This is a genomic window from Gilliamella sp. Pas-s25 (assembly GCF_009795885.1).
GTDB lineage: Bacteria > Pseudomonadota > Gammaproteobacteria > Enterobacterales > Orbaceae > Gilliamella.
Window position 1 is genome coordinate 72,131 of the sequence record NZ_WTEV01000004.1, and the last position, 16,093, is coordinate 88,223.

Annotated in this window: 14 protein-coding genes; 4 read left to right on the top strand and 10 right to left on the bottom strand. The window is 37.0% G+C overall.

Annotated features, from left to right (window positions below; all coding sequences use genetic code 11):
* Positions 1–4: 4 nt before the first annotated feature.
* The 4 genes from GQ593_RS03140 (at position 5) to citG (ending at position 5,864) form a co-directional block, all read left to right on the top strand.
* Positions 5–1,246 carry a Bcr/CflA family multidrug efflux MFS transporter gene (locus GQ593_RS03140; RefSeq protein ID WP_202115359.1) on the top strand — a complete coding sequence of 414 codons (1,242 nt, stop codon included), beginning with the start codon at positions 5–7 and terminating at the stop codon, positions 1,244–1,246.
* A 5-nt stretch (positions 1,247–1,251) separates the two neighbouring features.
* Entirely contained in the window at positions 1,252–1,773 is a 522-nt protein-coding gene (locus GQ593_RS03145; protein ID WP_160430582.1) for a gamma carbonic anhydrase family protein, read from the top strand.
* Between the two features lie 105 nt (positions 1,774–1,878).
* Positions 1,879–4,869, top strand: a complete 2,991-nt coding sequence (locus GQ593_RS14165; RefSeq protein ID WP_160430583.1) for a DNA translocase FtsK 4TM domain-containing protein — start codon at positions 1,879–1,881, stop codon at positions 4,867–4,869.
* Between the two features lie 101 nt (positions 4,870–4,970).
* The gene (citG, locus tag GQ593_RS03155) at positions 4,971–5,864 is read left to right on the top strand and encodes a triphosphoribosyl-dephospho-CoA synthase CitG (protein WP_160430584.1); all 894 of its coding nucleotides are present in this window, start codon (positions 4,971–4,973) and stop codon (positions 5,862–5,864) included.
* Between the two features lie 142 nt (positions 5,865–6,006).
* Here the strand turns inward: citG and GQ593_RS03160 are convergent, their stop codons facing one another.
* From GQ593_RS03160 to GQ593_RS03205, 10 genes are all read right to left on the bottom strand, one after another.
* Positions 6,007–7,149: an AAA family ATPase gene (locus tag GQ593_RS03160; RefSeq protein WP_160430585.1), complete on the bottom strand. Its 1,143-nt coding sequence runs from the start codon at positions 7,147–7,149 to the stop codon at positions 6,007–6,009.
* A complete protein-coding gene (locus tag GQ593_RS03165; RefSeq protein ID WP_202115360.1) occupies positions 7,146–8,009 on the bottom strand; it encodes an RNA ligase family protein in 864 nt (287 codons plus the stop codon). The genes GQ593_RS03160 and GQ593_RS03165 overlap by 4 nt, the downstream gene beginning before the upstream one ends.
* An 814-nt stretch (positions 8,010–8,823) precedes the next feature.
* Positions 8,824–9,771, bottom strand: a complete 948-nt coding sequence (locus tag GQ593_RS03170) for a hypothetical protein (RefSeq protein ID WP_160430586.1) — start codon at positions 9,769–9,771, stop codon at positions 8,824–8,826.
* A gap of 664 nt (positions 9,772–10,435) precedes the next feature.
* Positions 10,436–11,014 (bottom strand): hypothetical protein, encoded by a 579-nt coding sequence (locus GQ593_RS03175; protein WP_160430587.1) that lies wholly within the window; start codon positions 11,012–11,014, stop codon positions 10,436–10,438.
* Between the two features lie 391 nt (positions 11,015–11,405).
* The gene (locus tag GQ593_RS03180; RefSeq protein ID WP_160430588.1) at positions 11,406–12,227 is read right to left on the bottom strand and encodes a transporter substrate-binding domain-containing protein; all 822 of its coding nucleotides are present in this window, start codon (positions 12,225–12,227) and stop codon (positions 11,406–11,408) included.
* Positions 12,228–12,295: 68 nt separating this feature from the next.
* Positions 12,296–12,721, bottom strand: a complete 426-nt coding sequence (locus GQ593_RS03185; RefSeq protein WP_160430589.1) for a GNAT family N-acetyltransferase — start codon at positions 12,719–12,721, stop codon at positions 12,296–12,298.
* A 14-nt stretch (positions 12,722–12,735) separates the two neighbouring features.
* Positions 12,736–13,494: an amino acid ABC transporter ATP-binding protein gene (locus tag GQ593_RS03190; protein ID WP_160430590.1), complete on the bottom strand. Its 759-nt coding sequence runs from the start codon at positions 13,492–13,494 to the stop codon at positions 12,736–12,738.
* Entirely contained in the window at positions 13,491–14,231 is a 741-nt protein-coding gene (locus GQ593_RS03195; protein ID WP_160430591.1) for an amino acid ABC transporter permease, read from the bottom strand. Before GQ593_RS03195 ends, GQ593_RS03190 begins: the two co-directional genes overlap by 4 nt.
* A gap of 22 nt (positions 14,232–14,253) precedes the next feature.
* Positions 14,254–15,225, bottom strand: coding sequence for a glutathione S-transferase family protein (locus GQ593_RS03200; RefSeq protein WP_160430592.1), 972 nt, complete (start codon positions 15,223–15,225; stop codon positions 14,254–14,256).
* Between the two features lie 166 nt (positions 15,226–15,391).
* Positions 15,392–16,093 (bottom strand): response regulator, encoded by a 702-nt coding sequence (locus GQ593_RS03205; RefSeq protein WP_085248290.1) that lies wholly within the window; start codon positions 16,091–16,093, stop codon positions 15,392–15,394.

Genomic DNA, 16,093 nt, shown 5'->3' on the forward strand with positions numbered 1-16,093 from the left:
CGACGTGCCAACTCAAAATACGTTAGTTGATCTTAAAATTTCGAAACAAGCACTGATTTTTATTCTTGGATTACTCTCTATGCTAATGCCGCTATCGATAGATATGTATTTACCAAGTATGCCAACTATTGCTCGTGATTTTAATGTAGCCGATTCGGCTGTACAACTAACAATTAGCTACTATTTATTAGGATTTTCTCTAGGACAACTTTTATTTGGACCACTCACTGATAGTTATGGACGACGTAACATCCTAATTTTTGGGCTAATTGTTTTTATGTTCGCAACATTAAGTTGTGCTATTGCAGCCAATATTAATCAATTAATCACGGCTCGCTTTTTTCATGGCATTGCGGCAGCAGCAGCAACAATTGTAATAAATGCGCTAATGAAAGATATTTATCGTGACCGTGATGAATTTTCTAAAATGATGTCATTTGTAATGCTGATATCCAATGTTGCACCATTACTAGCGCCAATTATTGGTGGGTTTATTTTATATTGGTTTAATTGGCAAGCCAATTTCTACACTATAGGCCTAATTGCTTTGGTCTGCTTTGGTCTAGTCATTACATTGATTCCTGAAACATTAGCCAAAGCAAAACGAGATAAATTCAGTTTAATGCGTATATTAAGTAATTTCATTACACTATTTCGCCATAGACAAGTGTTAACTTATATGATGATAGGTGCATTTTCTGGTGCAGGATTGTTTTCATTTTTAAGCTTAGGACCTTTTGTTTATATGAACCTGCACGGTGTTGCATCAATTAATTTTGGTTACTACTTTGCGTTCAATATCATAGTTATGGTTCTCATGAATACATTAAATAGCCGTTTTGTTAAACATGTTGGCGCGATAAAAATGATGCGGTTTGGTCTTTTGCTCCAATTTATTATGGCAATAGCACTAATGCTTGTCACAGTATTTAATTTTGGATTTGCCTATCTTGTTGCCTGTGTTGCAGGTTATATCGGTTGTATGTCAACTATTGGTGGCAATAGTATGGCAGTTGTTTTAGATTTTTACCCCCATATTGCTGGCACAGCGTCTTCTCTTGCTGGCACAATTCGCTTCGCAATCGCTGGTGCATTAGGTATATTATTATCAATATTAGTCTCAACGCATACTGCTGCAACTATAACGATCGACAATACAACAGAATGGCTAATGGTTGGCTCTATGGTGTTATGTAATTTCCTTTCTGTTAGCTTATTTTTGAGTATCAAAAAAATCAAAAGGTGATCATTATGATTTATCAACTAGGCGATTTATATCCACAAATTCATCCAAATTGTTTTATTGCAAAATCTGCCGATATCATTGGTGATGTTGATTTACAAGAAGGTGTTTCTATTTGGTTTAATGCTGTTTTACGCGGTGATATTGCCCCCATACGTATAGGAAAAAATAGTAACGTACAAGATAACTGCACAATCCATCTTGAAACCGACATCCCTTGCATTGTTGGCGAAAACGTCACTATCGGTCACAATGTCATTCTTCATAGCTGTACGATTGAAGATAATGTGCTGATTGGCATGGGCAGTACAATTCTCAATAACGCCAGAATCGCAAAAAACTGCTTAGTAGGGGCTAACTCACTAGTTACCCATTCGCTTCCTTATGAAGAAGGATGTCTTATTATGGGATCACCCGCTAAAATTATCCGCAAATTGACCGAGACAGAAATTACTGCAAATATCACAAACGCACAACGATATGTACAAAATGGTATCAGATTTAATACGACCCTATTTCCCATTACATAATAACCCAACAATAAATTGTGTTTTCGATGGTATTGCCTCTGTGAGTAGGCACAATTTATGATAAAATGCCAGCAATTTTATTAGCAATAGTTTTTAGGTACTTGTTTGAAAAAGCCCAAAATTACAAGAAAACAGATTATTAATCAATTTATTCTATTTATAATAATCGGTTTATCTGTTTGTTTATTTTTATCACAGTTCAGTTACGATCCGTCTGATCCTGGTTGGTCTCGTACTGCTTGGCACTCTCCTATTAGTAATTTTGGTGGTTATATTGGCGCATATGCCAGCGATATTCTTTTTCAATTTTTAGGTTTTATTGCTTATAGCTTACCTTTCATTGCTGTTTTTATCTGTTTACAATTAATCGTTTATTTTTATAAACATGCGAATGCGCCTATTAACTACTTTAGTCTTTCATTTCGGATTATTGGGATTTTAGCGTTCATATTTAGTGCGACTGGTTTTTTTGCTTTAAATATCCGTGATTCTGAACAGTTTGAAGCGGGTGGTTATCTTGGTGCGATAGTTATTGAAAGCCTTTTACCTATTATAAATAGTTTAGCTTTATCATTGATTCTGCTTGCAACTTGCTTAGCCTGTGTCACATTATTAACTGGATTATCATGGCTCAATCTAATTGAAAAATTAGGTGCTTTTGTCATGCTTTTACTGTTACCTATTAGGTGGTTAATTAAACCTCGCATCACAAATAAACTTGAACAACCTAATTCAAAGCATGAAAAACCTATAGCGCCGTCCAATGAGGAAACAAAAGAGCCTCAATTTACCATACCTTTTGATACCAAAGATGATAATCTCCATATCGTTCAAACATCAACCACTATCCCAAGCAATGACGCATCACAAGAGCAGTCATCAAATACTACCGAATCGACTGACAATGAAGAAATTTCAATCAAAACTACCGCTGAATTAATTGAATCATCGCACGAAGATGCCCAATTACCACCGTCAAGTACAACCTCACAAACAATTGACAATCCGTCAAGAAAAGAACTCAATCCAGACGAAATTTTATCTCGCCTTGAATCGATTATTCAAAACATAAATGCGGACAAAGCCACACCAGATCAAGAACAAGCATTGTCTTCATCAATGGAGCAAATAAAACAGGTAATACAAACGCAAAAATCAGCAGAAAAATTATCATTTGAAGAGCCAGATAAATACACTATTTCTGATGCGCCAAGTAAACCCTTGTTTACTTTGGTGCATAACGAGCCTGAAATTAAATTTACTCATGAACAAACACCCTTGGAACCAGCTATAGACGTTGCAAAAGTTGAAATAATTGAATCTAAGCAGTCAGTTATCCAAGAGCCTGAGATTATTACAGATACAGAAAACCTAGCTAACATTGCAAACATAGCTGATACAGAAACTGAAACCGAAGTAAAAGTAGCAGATGTAGAACAGCTAGAATATATTGATACCGAAGCGCTAAAAAAAGCCAATCCAATCATTGACGATATCTATCCAGAAGAAGATCGCGTTGAAGATATTCAAACTTATTCAAATGAAAGCGACGAAGAAAGCTTAATTCATCCATTATTACGACGTAATGATAAGCCATTACCTAAACCAACTACACCTTTGCCGTCGCTAAACTTGCTAACCGCGCCACCGACAGCTCGAATCGAAGTCGATCATGCTGCCTTAAATGCGAGATCTGAACTAATTGAAAAAAGTTTGTCAGATTACCGAGTTAAAGCAAAAGTAGTTGATTATTTACCCGGACCTGTGATTACTCGTTTTGAAATAGAACTGGCGCCGGGTATTAAAGCCGCACGAATCTCAACGCTAGACCGTGACTTAGCGCGTTCACTATCCATGCCATCGGTACGTGTGGTTGAAGTTATTCCAGGTAAACCTTATGTTGGCATTGAATTACCTAATAAGAACCGCCAAACGGTCTATTTTAGGGAGGTTTTAGATAGTCCTCAGTTTAAAGATGCGCAATCACCACTGACGATAGTATTAGGGAAAGATATCTCTGGACAATCGGTGGTTGCTGATTTGGCGAAGATGCCGCATCTATTAGTTGCCGGCACGACAGGTTCAGGTAAATCTGTCGGCGTTAATGCAATGATTTTAAGTATTTTATATAAATCGCAACCTGAAGATGTCAGGTTTATTATGATTGACCCGAAAATGCTTGAGTTATCTATTTATGAAGGGATCCCACACTTATTAACCCAAGTAGTAACCGATATGAAAGATGCTGCCAATGCGCTTAATTGGTGTGTTAACGAAATGGAACGACGCTATCGGCTCATGTCGGCGTTAGGTGTACGTAATATTGCCGGTTATAACGAAAAAATCAAACTGGCAGAACAAATGGGACGACCGATTCCCGATCCGCTATGGAAACCAACCGATAGCATGGATCTTAACATGCCGACACTAGAAAAATTACCATACATTGTAGTTATGGTTGATGAGTTTGCCGATCTTATTATGGCAGTCGGTAAAAAAGTAGAAGAGTTAATTGCACGACTTGCTCAAAAAGCACGGGCGGCTGGTATTCACTTGGTATTAGCCACCCAGCGCCCCTCAGTTGATGTCATTACTGGCTTAATCAAAGCAAATATTCCAACACGCATTGCCTTTACAGTATCAAGTAAAATTGACTCGCGTACCATTTTAGATCAAATGGGCGCTGAATCACTGCTTGGTATGGGGGATATGCTTTATTTAGCCCCTAATAGTTCCATTCCAATTCGCGTTCACGGCGCCTTTGTCCGTGATGAAGAAGTGCACGCTGTTGTACAAGATTGGAAAGCACGTGGCACACCAAAATATATCGAAAATGTCACTGTAGCAACCGACGAAAGTGAAAACGGTAACGCAGATACGTTAGGCGAAGAGCTCGATCCATTATTCGATCAAGTTGTCGCTTTTGTTGTAGAAACGCGAAGAGCATCTATTTCTAGCGTACAACGCAAATTTAGAATTGGCTATAATCGAGCAGCCCGCATTGTAGAACAAATGGAAGTAGAAGGCATTATTAGCGCCCCAAGCCACAGCGGTAATCGGGAAGTACTCGCGGTATCTACACATAGCGATTATTAATTATTGTCATAAACCAATCAATTTCAATCGCAAGATTGGTTTATGACACACTAGCATCACACAACATGATAATTATCATCCCCAATAGGTAATTAATAATAATGAACAATTATTATCAACAAATCGCATTATTAGAATTAAAACTCAATAATGATCCCAATCAATGCTTACCTGCACAATTAGCAACCCAAGCATTAATTAAAGAAATTTGCCTATCACCTAAGCCCGGATTAGTTGACATGAATAATAGTGGTGCCCACCGCGACATGGATTTCCAAACCTTTGTCCACAGCATCAGCGCCATTAGCAACTGGTTTGCACGTTTTTATCAATATGGCAAAACATCCGCTTTACACGATAACAATCTATTTTTAGCGGGGATTAGACCGATTGGTATTGAATGCGAACAAGCCATGTTCCAAGCCACCAATCAAGTCAACACCCATAAAGGTGGCATATTTGCTTTTGGATTGCTATTGGGTGCAATTGGCCGATTAGAACAACTTGGCTTACCCACCCATGCACAAAACATCTGTAAGCAAGTTTCAGCAATTTGCCAAGGTATAGTTCAAAGCGAACTACAGCAAAATAACCAAGCTAATTCGATAGGCGAAAAGCTATTTAAACGTCATCACTTATCTGGCGCACGTGGCGAAGCAGAATCAGGTTATGCAACAGTTCGAAACATTTCACTACCTATCTATCAAGAAATGCAAAACAGTGGCTATGATGAAGAAACTTGCTTATTACAGGCGATGTTATATTTACTTGCTTTTAATCAAGATACTAATCTGGTTTCACGAGGTGGCCTTGATGGCTTGGCTTTTGTGCAAGAACAAGCGAAAAAACTCATCAAACAAGGTGGCATAATCAATCCCAAAGTACGGGAAAATTTGTATCAACTTGATACCGAATTAATAAAACGCAATTTAAGCCCCGGTGGTTCGGCCGATTTAATTGCGATCACTTGGTTTTTGTCTCAATATAATAAATAAGATAAACCAATAAAAAAATCGCCTTTATGGATATCGAAAAGTCATAAACATAATTAGAATTGAATAGTTAATGTAGCTATTCGACAAATCAAGGGGCTTTGATATCAAGCCCCAATTTAATATTAACAAAGATGACTAACAATTATTGATTGATTAAATAGCTCACCTTATGGGCTTCAGTCGGTAATGGAACTTCCCATTTACTTAATAACCGCTGAATCGTTTTATTTGGCAAGGTAGTATCGCGTGCTGAATTACGACGATACAACTCCTTTTCAGGTTGCTCAAGATAAACAATTTCCACATCCGCATGATAAGCATAAAGCAAATCGAGTGCTTTTTGACGCATCTCCTGCGATAAGTGGGTCGCATTCCAAATAAAAGATTGCTTGGTTCTTAACCACTGCTTTACCTTTGCTAAAACAAATTGTATGACTAAGCCTTCATTTTCACCATGCTTTAGCTTTAATTCAGCTCTAGCATCATCATAAGAAGCAATCGGCCATGTTGGATAGTGTTTATTTACCCAACTATTTTTACCGGATGCAGGTAACCCAGCCAGCATAATCACCTTAGATCCTACTTGGGGATATAACGCATAATCGGGTAATACATTACTACCTCGAAAATATTGAACCCGAGTATAATCATCAACAAATTGGCGAGGGTGATATAAACACCCCTCTTCAAGCGCCAATTGCTTAAAGAGTTCAACTTCATCAAGCGCTCGGCGTTTATCAGCACAAATACGACCTTCCATATCGGCTTTAGCTTGCAGACATAACATCCAAATAGGCAGTTGCCACGATAAGCGGTGAATTAAATATTCGGGTGATTTATTTCTTCCGCTATCACTTAAAGCAAAAAAAGGCACTTGATGTACACTAATGATTCGGCAGATTTGTTCCCGCAAATCAAATGGCACCCCCATTCGCCATAATAATATACGACTACGAATTTCGCCTTTTTTGGAATGCCTTGGTTGTGTGATTTTACCTGTCAACTCATCTATGACGGTGGTTTCTGGCTTCGCAATATCATGCAATAAAGCAGTCATAAATAATACAAACTGCTCATCTTCTGTTGCATTGGTAAACTCTTCTTGCGTTAATAATGCACGCACAACCATTTGCGTATGCACCCAAACATTCCCCTCACCATGATGCAAAGGATCTTGTGGCGTTATTATCAAACTATTCAATTCAGGAATACAGGTTAACCATGGGCTAAAATCATCAGTTGCCAACGTACTTGCTATTTGTTGTTTTAGTACTTGGTAATTCATAATTTACCTCCGTTTAGGCATCCATTATTCCAATTCACTGTTAATTGAGGTGTATATAACTCAACACCTTGAGCTAATTGGTTTGGAATAAAAGGCTGTTCACTATGATGTTGCCCTGCATCTAAAATCGCCTGAACAAAATCCTGCCTAACCCATTTTAAGCGGTCAATGGTTTGTTCTTCCGATTCGATTTTAAGATATAACCCTTCCATCAAGTCAGAGTTATCGCATTGTTGCCAAGCTTTGCTTAAGTCAAGCTTTTCACGCATCACGATTTGTTCAAAGCAAGTACGCCAATTAGCGGTTTTAGCCAAAGATGGTTTGACTAACGCCAATAAATCGCTCAATTTAGAAGGTGCAATCCCTGCAAATAACACAGGCACCGATAAAACTGGACCACCTGCTAATAATTGATGTCGCTTTAGAGTAGATAAAAAACAGTTTTGTTGTCTATCCCAAATATCAAACTCACAAAAATAGTGCGGTAAAGCATCATAAAAAATAGCATGTTTTTTATGTAACCATTCACCATAAAGGATATAGCGATCTTCTAAACGCTCAAGTAACCAATATTCATGCACGCAAGCCCAGTGCTTTAAAAGGTTAAATTGGCGTTCTCGTGAACCACCTATTAAGTAATGTCCTCGAGATTGAAGCAACAGCTCACCACTAGCTGAAAAACTAATAGCACAGTTTGCACCGTCAAGTTTTTCTTCAATAACGATATATTGACCAGTTAATTGCTTATAAGGACGTTGTCCATGTTCACTATCACCAACCTGTAGGCGTGAGCTTTCTAGATGCGGTGTCCGTGGATATTTAATTAATTCTAAATTTTGAATATAAGATTCCATTGTCATAATGTTTTCTCCAAAAAATAAGGGAAAACCGACAAGGCAAAAATCTATAGATTGAATTGCAACGAAGGGGCTTAGATAATACTAAGCAAAAGACAATATAATAGAAGATACCAAGTCGGCATTAAGATAAAGTGTTAACTACAGGCATTTTGCCACCTCGCTATAACAAAAAATTCAGGTTAAAAAAACGGCGCTATTATCAACAGTTGCTCATGCTTTGTCAAGTTTAATTATAATAAATAATCATTTATGGAAATAACTAATTATAAATTATTTGTTTTTGCAAAAAATACAAATAAAATCAAAACTCTAACCGACTATTTTTGCTACAGCCCTTTATCAGCTCTGGGCTCATTCTAATGCCAGATTAATGACTATATCCACCTTTAGGTATTGTGAAAAATTAGAATGTTTTTCTATAAAACAGTTTAGATATTTAATTGATTTTATTAAATTTTTATTGATTGTTTTTAATGTAATCAAATACTTATAGTCCGTTTTTTTGGGGATTTTGTATTTAAGTAAAGACTATGGGGATACGGTTAAGTTTCGGACGTTTTAACCTTTGGGAAAATAAATAACGCTAGAGTAAACATCAGAAACATTACCGAACAAAATACCTTTAAAACTTACCCTTTTAATGCCAACCATGCCTATGCGTAGTCGGTCGGGAGCGTTTTTTGACTTTCAGTCATTAACGCAGTCATACCTGCTCAGCGTCCAACTGAGCGGAGGCTGGGTTCTTTGTTAGATTACCTCTATTTGCACCATAACCACCCCCGCGACCTAAGGATTAAGAAATAAACGCTAAAAGCTAAGGTGCGGTGCAAATGACTGCGCGGACGGCGTCGGCAATGTCGCCGCCGTCGTTGCGGGCGCGGTGGCCGCCGCCGGCGCTCGAGTCGACACCGAACTTGGCGCCGCCGTAGTGCGGGTCGCTCGTCCAGAAGCCGTCGTTGGCGAAGCCCGCATCAGTGTAGTCGTACATGCTGCCCCACTCCGCGAAAAAGCCAGCGCCTATGTGACGCGTGTAATGATTACCATAGTCAGAGGATGTGCAAGAAGGTGTTGCACCTAAATTACTACAGATTGAATTGGTTAAATCTCTTACCCGTGGAATTCGATAACCCAAACTATTACACCATGCTAACTGGTCACTATAAGTTTTCTCTTGACTACTACGATGGTGACTAGTTATCAATGGACCACTACGATGGACGAACCACTGCCTTAATACAAATCCATATTTTACTACCTCACCGCCATATATATCTCTACCCACTAACTCAAACGTCTGCGGTAACCTTGGTACAGTAATTCGTCTAGGATTCGGATTATCCCATTGATTGCTTGCCTCTGGACCTGTTAGCCTAACACGTGTTACAACTTGTCCCCTATCTTCACGAGGAACCCCAACATCATTAGCTACAACATTTGTCACTGTTGCAGTGATTCCCTCATGCGTGACTGGTTCCCATGTCAATTCTTCTATATCTCCAGTTATGAGTAAATCAAAATATAAATTATGCGCACCCGTGGTCGGGAAATTTAGGTTGTATGATTCAGGATTGGTTGATTGAATTAAGAAGCCTTTATTAGGATTCCATATGTCAACTGGGCCTGCATATTTGCCGTTACCCCAATATAGAGTCGGCCTTACATAATCAATAACTGCAACTAACGTTGAAGGTAAAATTATCGCATCACTACGATTATCCGCTCGAGCTATTTTACCATTCAATGCCTGTAAAAATAATAACAATGCTAATACTAGCAAAGCTGTTTTAGGTGATTTGAGCAATAATTTCGAAGATATAAATAAGTTTTGTGTAAAAACTCGTCGAATAGGATTATTTGATAAATTTAAGACATAGGTTTGCCAGTGCTGGTGTCTGGTGTCTGGTGTCTAAAATGATAATGCATTATGGTTCACCTGTCAAGTAATATTTTGTTTTATTTATGTTTTTTATGATTATTCGCTTGTTTAATAAGCTTGTTGTACTATAGCGATAAAAGTATAACCGCTTAAAAAACATCTGGCTAGTTTTTAAGCGCATTTTTTTGTAAAGAAATGTGAAGATGGAAACGATTCAACTTTAAAGCGATGGTAATTTTTTAATTAAAATATGGTATTAAGTTTCGTGCCTTTTAACCTTTGGTGGAATTATTAATATCGGTGATAACGTTGAGCCAAACATCCCAGTTTGACGTGCTAACCTATCTCCGTTGCTGTCACATTCTGACGCCAGATTAATGACTGTATTGACTTTTGAATGTTGTGAAATATAGGTGTATTTTTATCTGCAAAATTGCCGAGATAGAAAATTGATTTTATTAAACTTTTTACTTGATGTTTTTTTAATAAAATCAATTGTTTGTTATATTGCCTCTATTTGCACCATAACTACCCCAGTGGTCTAAGGAAGCTAAGGAGCAATGCAGACAACACTATGGAGGCGGGGCTGATGGTGGGCGACGTCACCGCTGACCGAGTAAACAACGAACTGATTGCCACTTGCTACCTCATCGCTCGTCCAATATTCTAGAGGGAAAAATTCTCCGCCTTCGTAATAGGGCATATTACCCCATTCCGTGAAAAATCCTGCTCCTATTCTACGCTGGTAATAATCTCCACTTGATGACGGAGTAGCGCCGTCTACTCCTATGCATGGAAAATAATATTGCTCTACACCACATTTTGAGTTGGTCAGATCCTTCACGCGCGGCATACTATAACCTAAACGACTACACCACGATGCTTGCTCAGGATATCCTTTCGATACATTTCCTCGGTTCACGAACCACTTCTGCAATACAAATCCATATTTTACTACCTCATTACCCACACTATCTCTACCCACTAACTCAAATGTCTGCGGTAAATTTAGCTTTGCAAATTGACTAGGATTGTCATTGTTCTTGTCAGCTCTTGGTCCCGTTAGTGTAACGCGCGTTACTACTTCAGGATTGGGGATCCACCAATCGTTTGCTGTTGTCCTTGTCACTGTAGCGGTTATTCCACTGTGAGTAACAGGATACCAAGTCAACTGACTTGTATCTACTCCGCCTATGTCTAAATCAAAATATAATCCATTAGCACCCGTTGTCGGAAAATTTCTGTCATATGATGCGGGGTTGGTTGATTGAACTAGAAATCCCTTAATAACAATATTGACCTTTGGGTGTTATAAAAATTGGAATGTTTTTCTATAAAAATCCATCAGTTAGCGTATTGATTTTAATAAAATTAATTTATTAATTACCGGCTAGATACTTTGCTTCGATTTTTCATTATGTCAATGTTGGCTTAAATATTCCACCTGATAAGAGGATAACCGATGCTTATCCACTATGAGATAAAAGAATCGATTATCAATTAAAAGAATAAAAAATTGCTTATTTAGGTGAATAATCAGCACTAAAATAGTGCTCGCTTATTTTCGATAATTCACCATTACTAATGAGCTTTTTGATCCCCTCATTAATATCTTTGGTTAGCTGTTCGCCTTTACTCCCTTTACTGATTAATAAGTAACTGTATGGCGAACCAATACGATCAGCATCTTCTTTGCTTAATTCTATTATTTTAAGATTAAGATTATGTTCGTTAATCAATTGTGATAGCATCACTTTATCGATTAATTGAAAATCATATTGTCCTGTTTCAACATGTTGCAGTACTGGCAATAAATCAGCTTCACTATACACAATTTTAACAGGATTATTGGGATGCTGTTCATTATAAAGCTCTAATGCGGTAGCATAATTCAGTCCCGGTGTCACTTCGGTTGATTTGCCATTTAGATCAGCAAAGTGTTTAATGTCGTTATTGTTTTTTGCCACCGCAATGGCGTATTGGTTTTTAAAAATAGGATCAGAATAAAAATATTTTTCTTTGCGCTTTTCATTCATGGCATAATTATTGGCGCCTACCTGATAACGCTGCGCATCAAGCCCAGCTAAAACAGAAGGAAATTCTGTAATTTCAAAGCTAATCTCATATTGCGGTAATTTTGCAAATATTGCTTTTACCACATCAATATCATACCCCATTAACTCTCCTTTCTCATCTACTGTGGTGAAAGGGCTCGGTGCACCCGATGTTGCAATAATAATTGTTTCTTTACCTTTTGCTTCTGTGCCATTATTTTGGTTATCACAGCCAATTAATAATAAAGTTCCTACAGCTAAAATACTTAACCATTTTTTGTAATTCATAAGCTATTCCCCCGTAAATTTAGCTCAATACTGCCAACGGATTGTTTGCACTATTTTTTAGCAATATTTTAAATAAAACCCATGTTTCTCATGTCAGTTATATGATCGGCTTGATAACGTGCCATACCTGTTTTCATTACTTCAAAACCTAAATTTTTATAAAATTCGACGGTTTGTGGATGGGTGTAAAGGATGATATTGCACTGTTTTACTTGATCAACAAGTTTATCAACAATCAGCCGTCCATACTGCTGGCCATGTAGATGTTGTGCCAATGCAATGTTATATATAGCTGCCTGACAAACACCATCAGATAACGCACGTCCAACACCCACTACTCGTTTTTTTTCCAGTAAAAATACAACAGCATAGCTATTACGAAACACTAGTTCTTGTGTTTTAGCATCCAATGAACTAAGTCCATAAAAAGCAAGTAAATCAGCAACATCTTGCCAATTAATTTCATCGCAATGTTGTTGAATAATAATATTCATTCATACTCCATTTATTAAATTTCATAATCTATTTGCCCAGCAGAGTAATATCTGGCCAAAAAATCTTTCGTTCTTGATTGAGTTGGATTTGAAAACACCTGCTGCGGTGAACCATCTTCAATGATTTGCCCTTTATCTAAAAATAACACCCGAGTAGCAATATCATGTACAAAACTCATTTCATGAGAAACTAAAATCATAGTAATACCTGATTTAGCGGCTATTTTGATGGTTGCTAACACTTCACCCACCAGTTCAGGATCAAGTGCCGAGGTGGGCTCATCAAGCAACAACACTTTCGGTTCCATAGCTAACGCCCTAGCAATTGCAACTCTTTGCTGTTGCCCACCTGATAACTGTTTTGGATAATGATAAATTCGCTCCGCAAGTCCAACCTGAGCCAATTTTTCATAGGCTATCTGCTGCGCTTTATCCTTTGGATATTTTTTCACAATCATTAATCCTTCCATAACATTTTCTAAAGCATTTTTTTGTTGAAATAAATTGAATTGTTGAAATACCATTGCTGTTTGCTGACGAAATGCGACAATTTTATGCTTTTTTCTACAACTAACATTAAATTCAAAATGATCAATACGGATCTGACCTTGTTGTGGTTTTTCTAATAAATTTAAACACCGTAAAAGTGTTGATTTACCGGCACCCGATGCCCCAATAATTGCGACAATTTCATGGGGACGAATATGAAAGTTAAGTTGATTCAATATCAGATTATGATGAAAAGATAATGTTAAATTTTGCACATTAATCATAATAATTTTCCTCGGCGATAACTTGGAGTGTTAACACTGTCAGAAATGGTTAAACGCTTTTCCAAATATTTCATAATCAGTTCAATAATAATGGTTAATGCCCAATAAATTAATGCCAATGAAATATAAACTTCAAAATAACGATAACTATGCCCAGCTAAAGTTTTTCCTCGACCAGTCATTTCGGTTACCGAACAGACAAATGCTAATGATGTACCTTTTAGTAAACCAATTAACGCATTACCTAAATTAGGTAAGGCCACAATAACAGCTTCAGGAATGATAATTCTTCGTAACAATTGGCTATAGGTCATGCCCAATGATTGTGCGGCTTCAATCTGCCCTTTGTTCACAGACTGTAATGCTGCGCGGATTGTCTCTGAATTATAGGCTGCCTCGTTAAACGAAAAGGCAATTAACACAAACAACATTGGAGATATGCCATTAATATTGTAGTGAGTGTCATAAAAATAATTGATATAACGTAATAAGATAGGAATACCATAAAAGCTTAAATAGAGCTGTACTAATAATGGCGTTCCTCTTATAAAAGAGACAAATACCACTGCTATTTGCGATAATATCGGTATTTTATTCATTTTGATGATAGCAATAATCAATCCCAATATTACCCCAAGTAGCATCGAGAAAAAGGTAATAAAAAGCGTTACAGGCAGATAAGCAAGTAACATTGGGATTTGAGTAAAAATCAATCCAACATCTAATATATTTGGCATTGTAATTATCCCATTAATAAAATTAGTGAGTTGAACTAAACTGCTTATCTCGGTTGTGGGGGGTATGCCAATGGCTTACATCTGGTCCTAAAGGTAAGATATCATAAGGATTATGCGCATTGTCGCCCAAAAAATAGCCTTTCTTTATTGCTTCAAAATCAGTTGTTTCACCAAAAGCAGGTATTTGATAAAGATCTCGAGCATAGGCCCATAAGTTAGGATAGTCGATAATTCGATTACGATTGGTTTTAAAAGCGCCATAGTAAGCAACATCAAATCGAGCTAATGTCACATAGAGGCGAATGTCAGAATCAGTTATCTTATCACCAAATAGATAACGTGATTGACTCAAACGCTGTTCTAGCTTATCTAATCTATTAAAAACAAGATGATAAGCATGTTCATAAGCTTTTTGCGAACGTGCAAAACCTGCTTTATACACGCCATTATTTACTTCATGGAATATTACATCGTTTAACGCATCAATATCCGCACGTAATTTTTCAGGATAAAGATCAGGCGCACCCTTTTTATGGAAAGGTTTAAATGCGGTTTCCCAATAATAGGTCAGTTTAAAATAATCATTATTGACAACTTTGCCCGTTTTTACATCGACAACCGTTGGCACTGTCGCCCTGCCGTCATACTCAGAATCAGTTGAAGCATAGATTTCTGGTAGATAACGAATACCCAGTACAGGATCGACACCCCCAGCATCGAGCGAAAATTCCCAGCCATTAGAGGTTCTAATCGGGCTTACTTTACCTACACTAATTACATCGTCTAATCCCAATAATTTGATAGCTATCATTGAACGATGTGCCCAAGGGCAAATAGCTGCCCAAATTAAACGATAACGGTCGGCTTCAACAGGTAATTGTTCGGGTTTATCGCCAAATGGCGTATCAAAACGGTTAGCTTGGCGGACAAATGCTCCATTTTTGTCAATTTCATTATTTTCATTAGTAACAACCTTTCCTATAGCAAAAGACATATGCTTACTCCTTATTATTTTGGTACTGCAAAATTTAACTATCTAATATCTTAGTCCAATCTAGCATCAAATATTTTGCAGTTAAAATAACAAATAAGCATATTTATATAATTATCAATTATATAGAAATTAAACTACTATATGAAAATAGTCTTAAGTTAAATATTTATTTTCCTAAACGTCTATATAATCTTTCTGGACGACCAATCTTTCCGTGATTAAGTTCGACTGTTAATAATTTAATTTGGACACAATACTCTAAATATCGCCTAGCAGTTGTTTTGCTAATATTGGCTTTTTCTACTATTTCATCAACAGTAAGTGCGTTCTCACTCTGCATAAAAATATCTTTCACTTTTTGTAATGTGATTTCCTCAATGCCTTTTGAGTGACGGTTCATATTAACAAAGTCTTTAGTTTGCAAATTGAAAAGCTCATCAATTTTTCGTTGATTGACGTGTTTTTGTAGGCTTTGTCGATATAAAAAGAGTTCAAAACGCTCAAGTGAATGCTTTAATCGTTGATAAGAGACTGGTTTAATCAAATAATCAAATGCTCCATAACGAATTGCTTTACTACAAGTATCCATATCACTTGCTGCGGTAATAAAAATAACATAACAATCTAGATGATTATTGATGATGTATTCAAATAATTCTATTCCTTTTCCATCAGGCAAATAGTTATCAAGTAATATTAAGGTTGGTTTTAATTTTTCTACCATTTTTTTAGCTTCAGATAAATTCGAAGCAATACCTACTACTTTGACTTTTGTATCTTTTTGAATAAACTCTGCATTGAGTTCTGCTAAAATAGGCTCATCTTCAACAATAAGCACTTTAATGTTATCTTCTTGAAATTCTTTCAT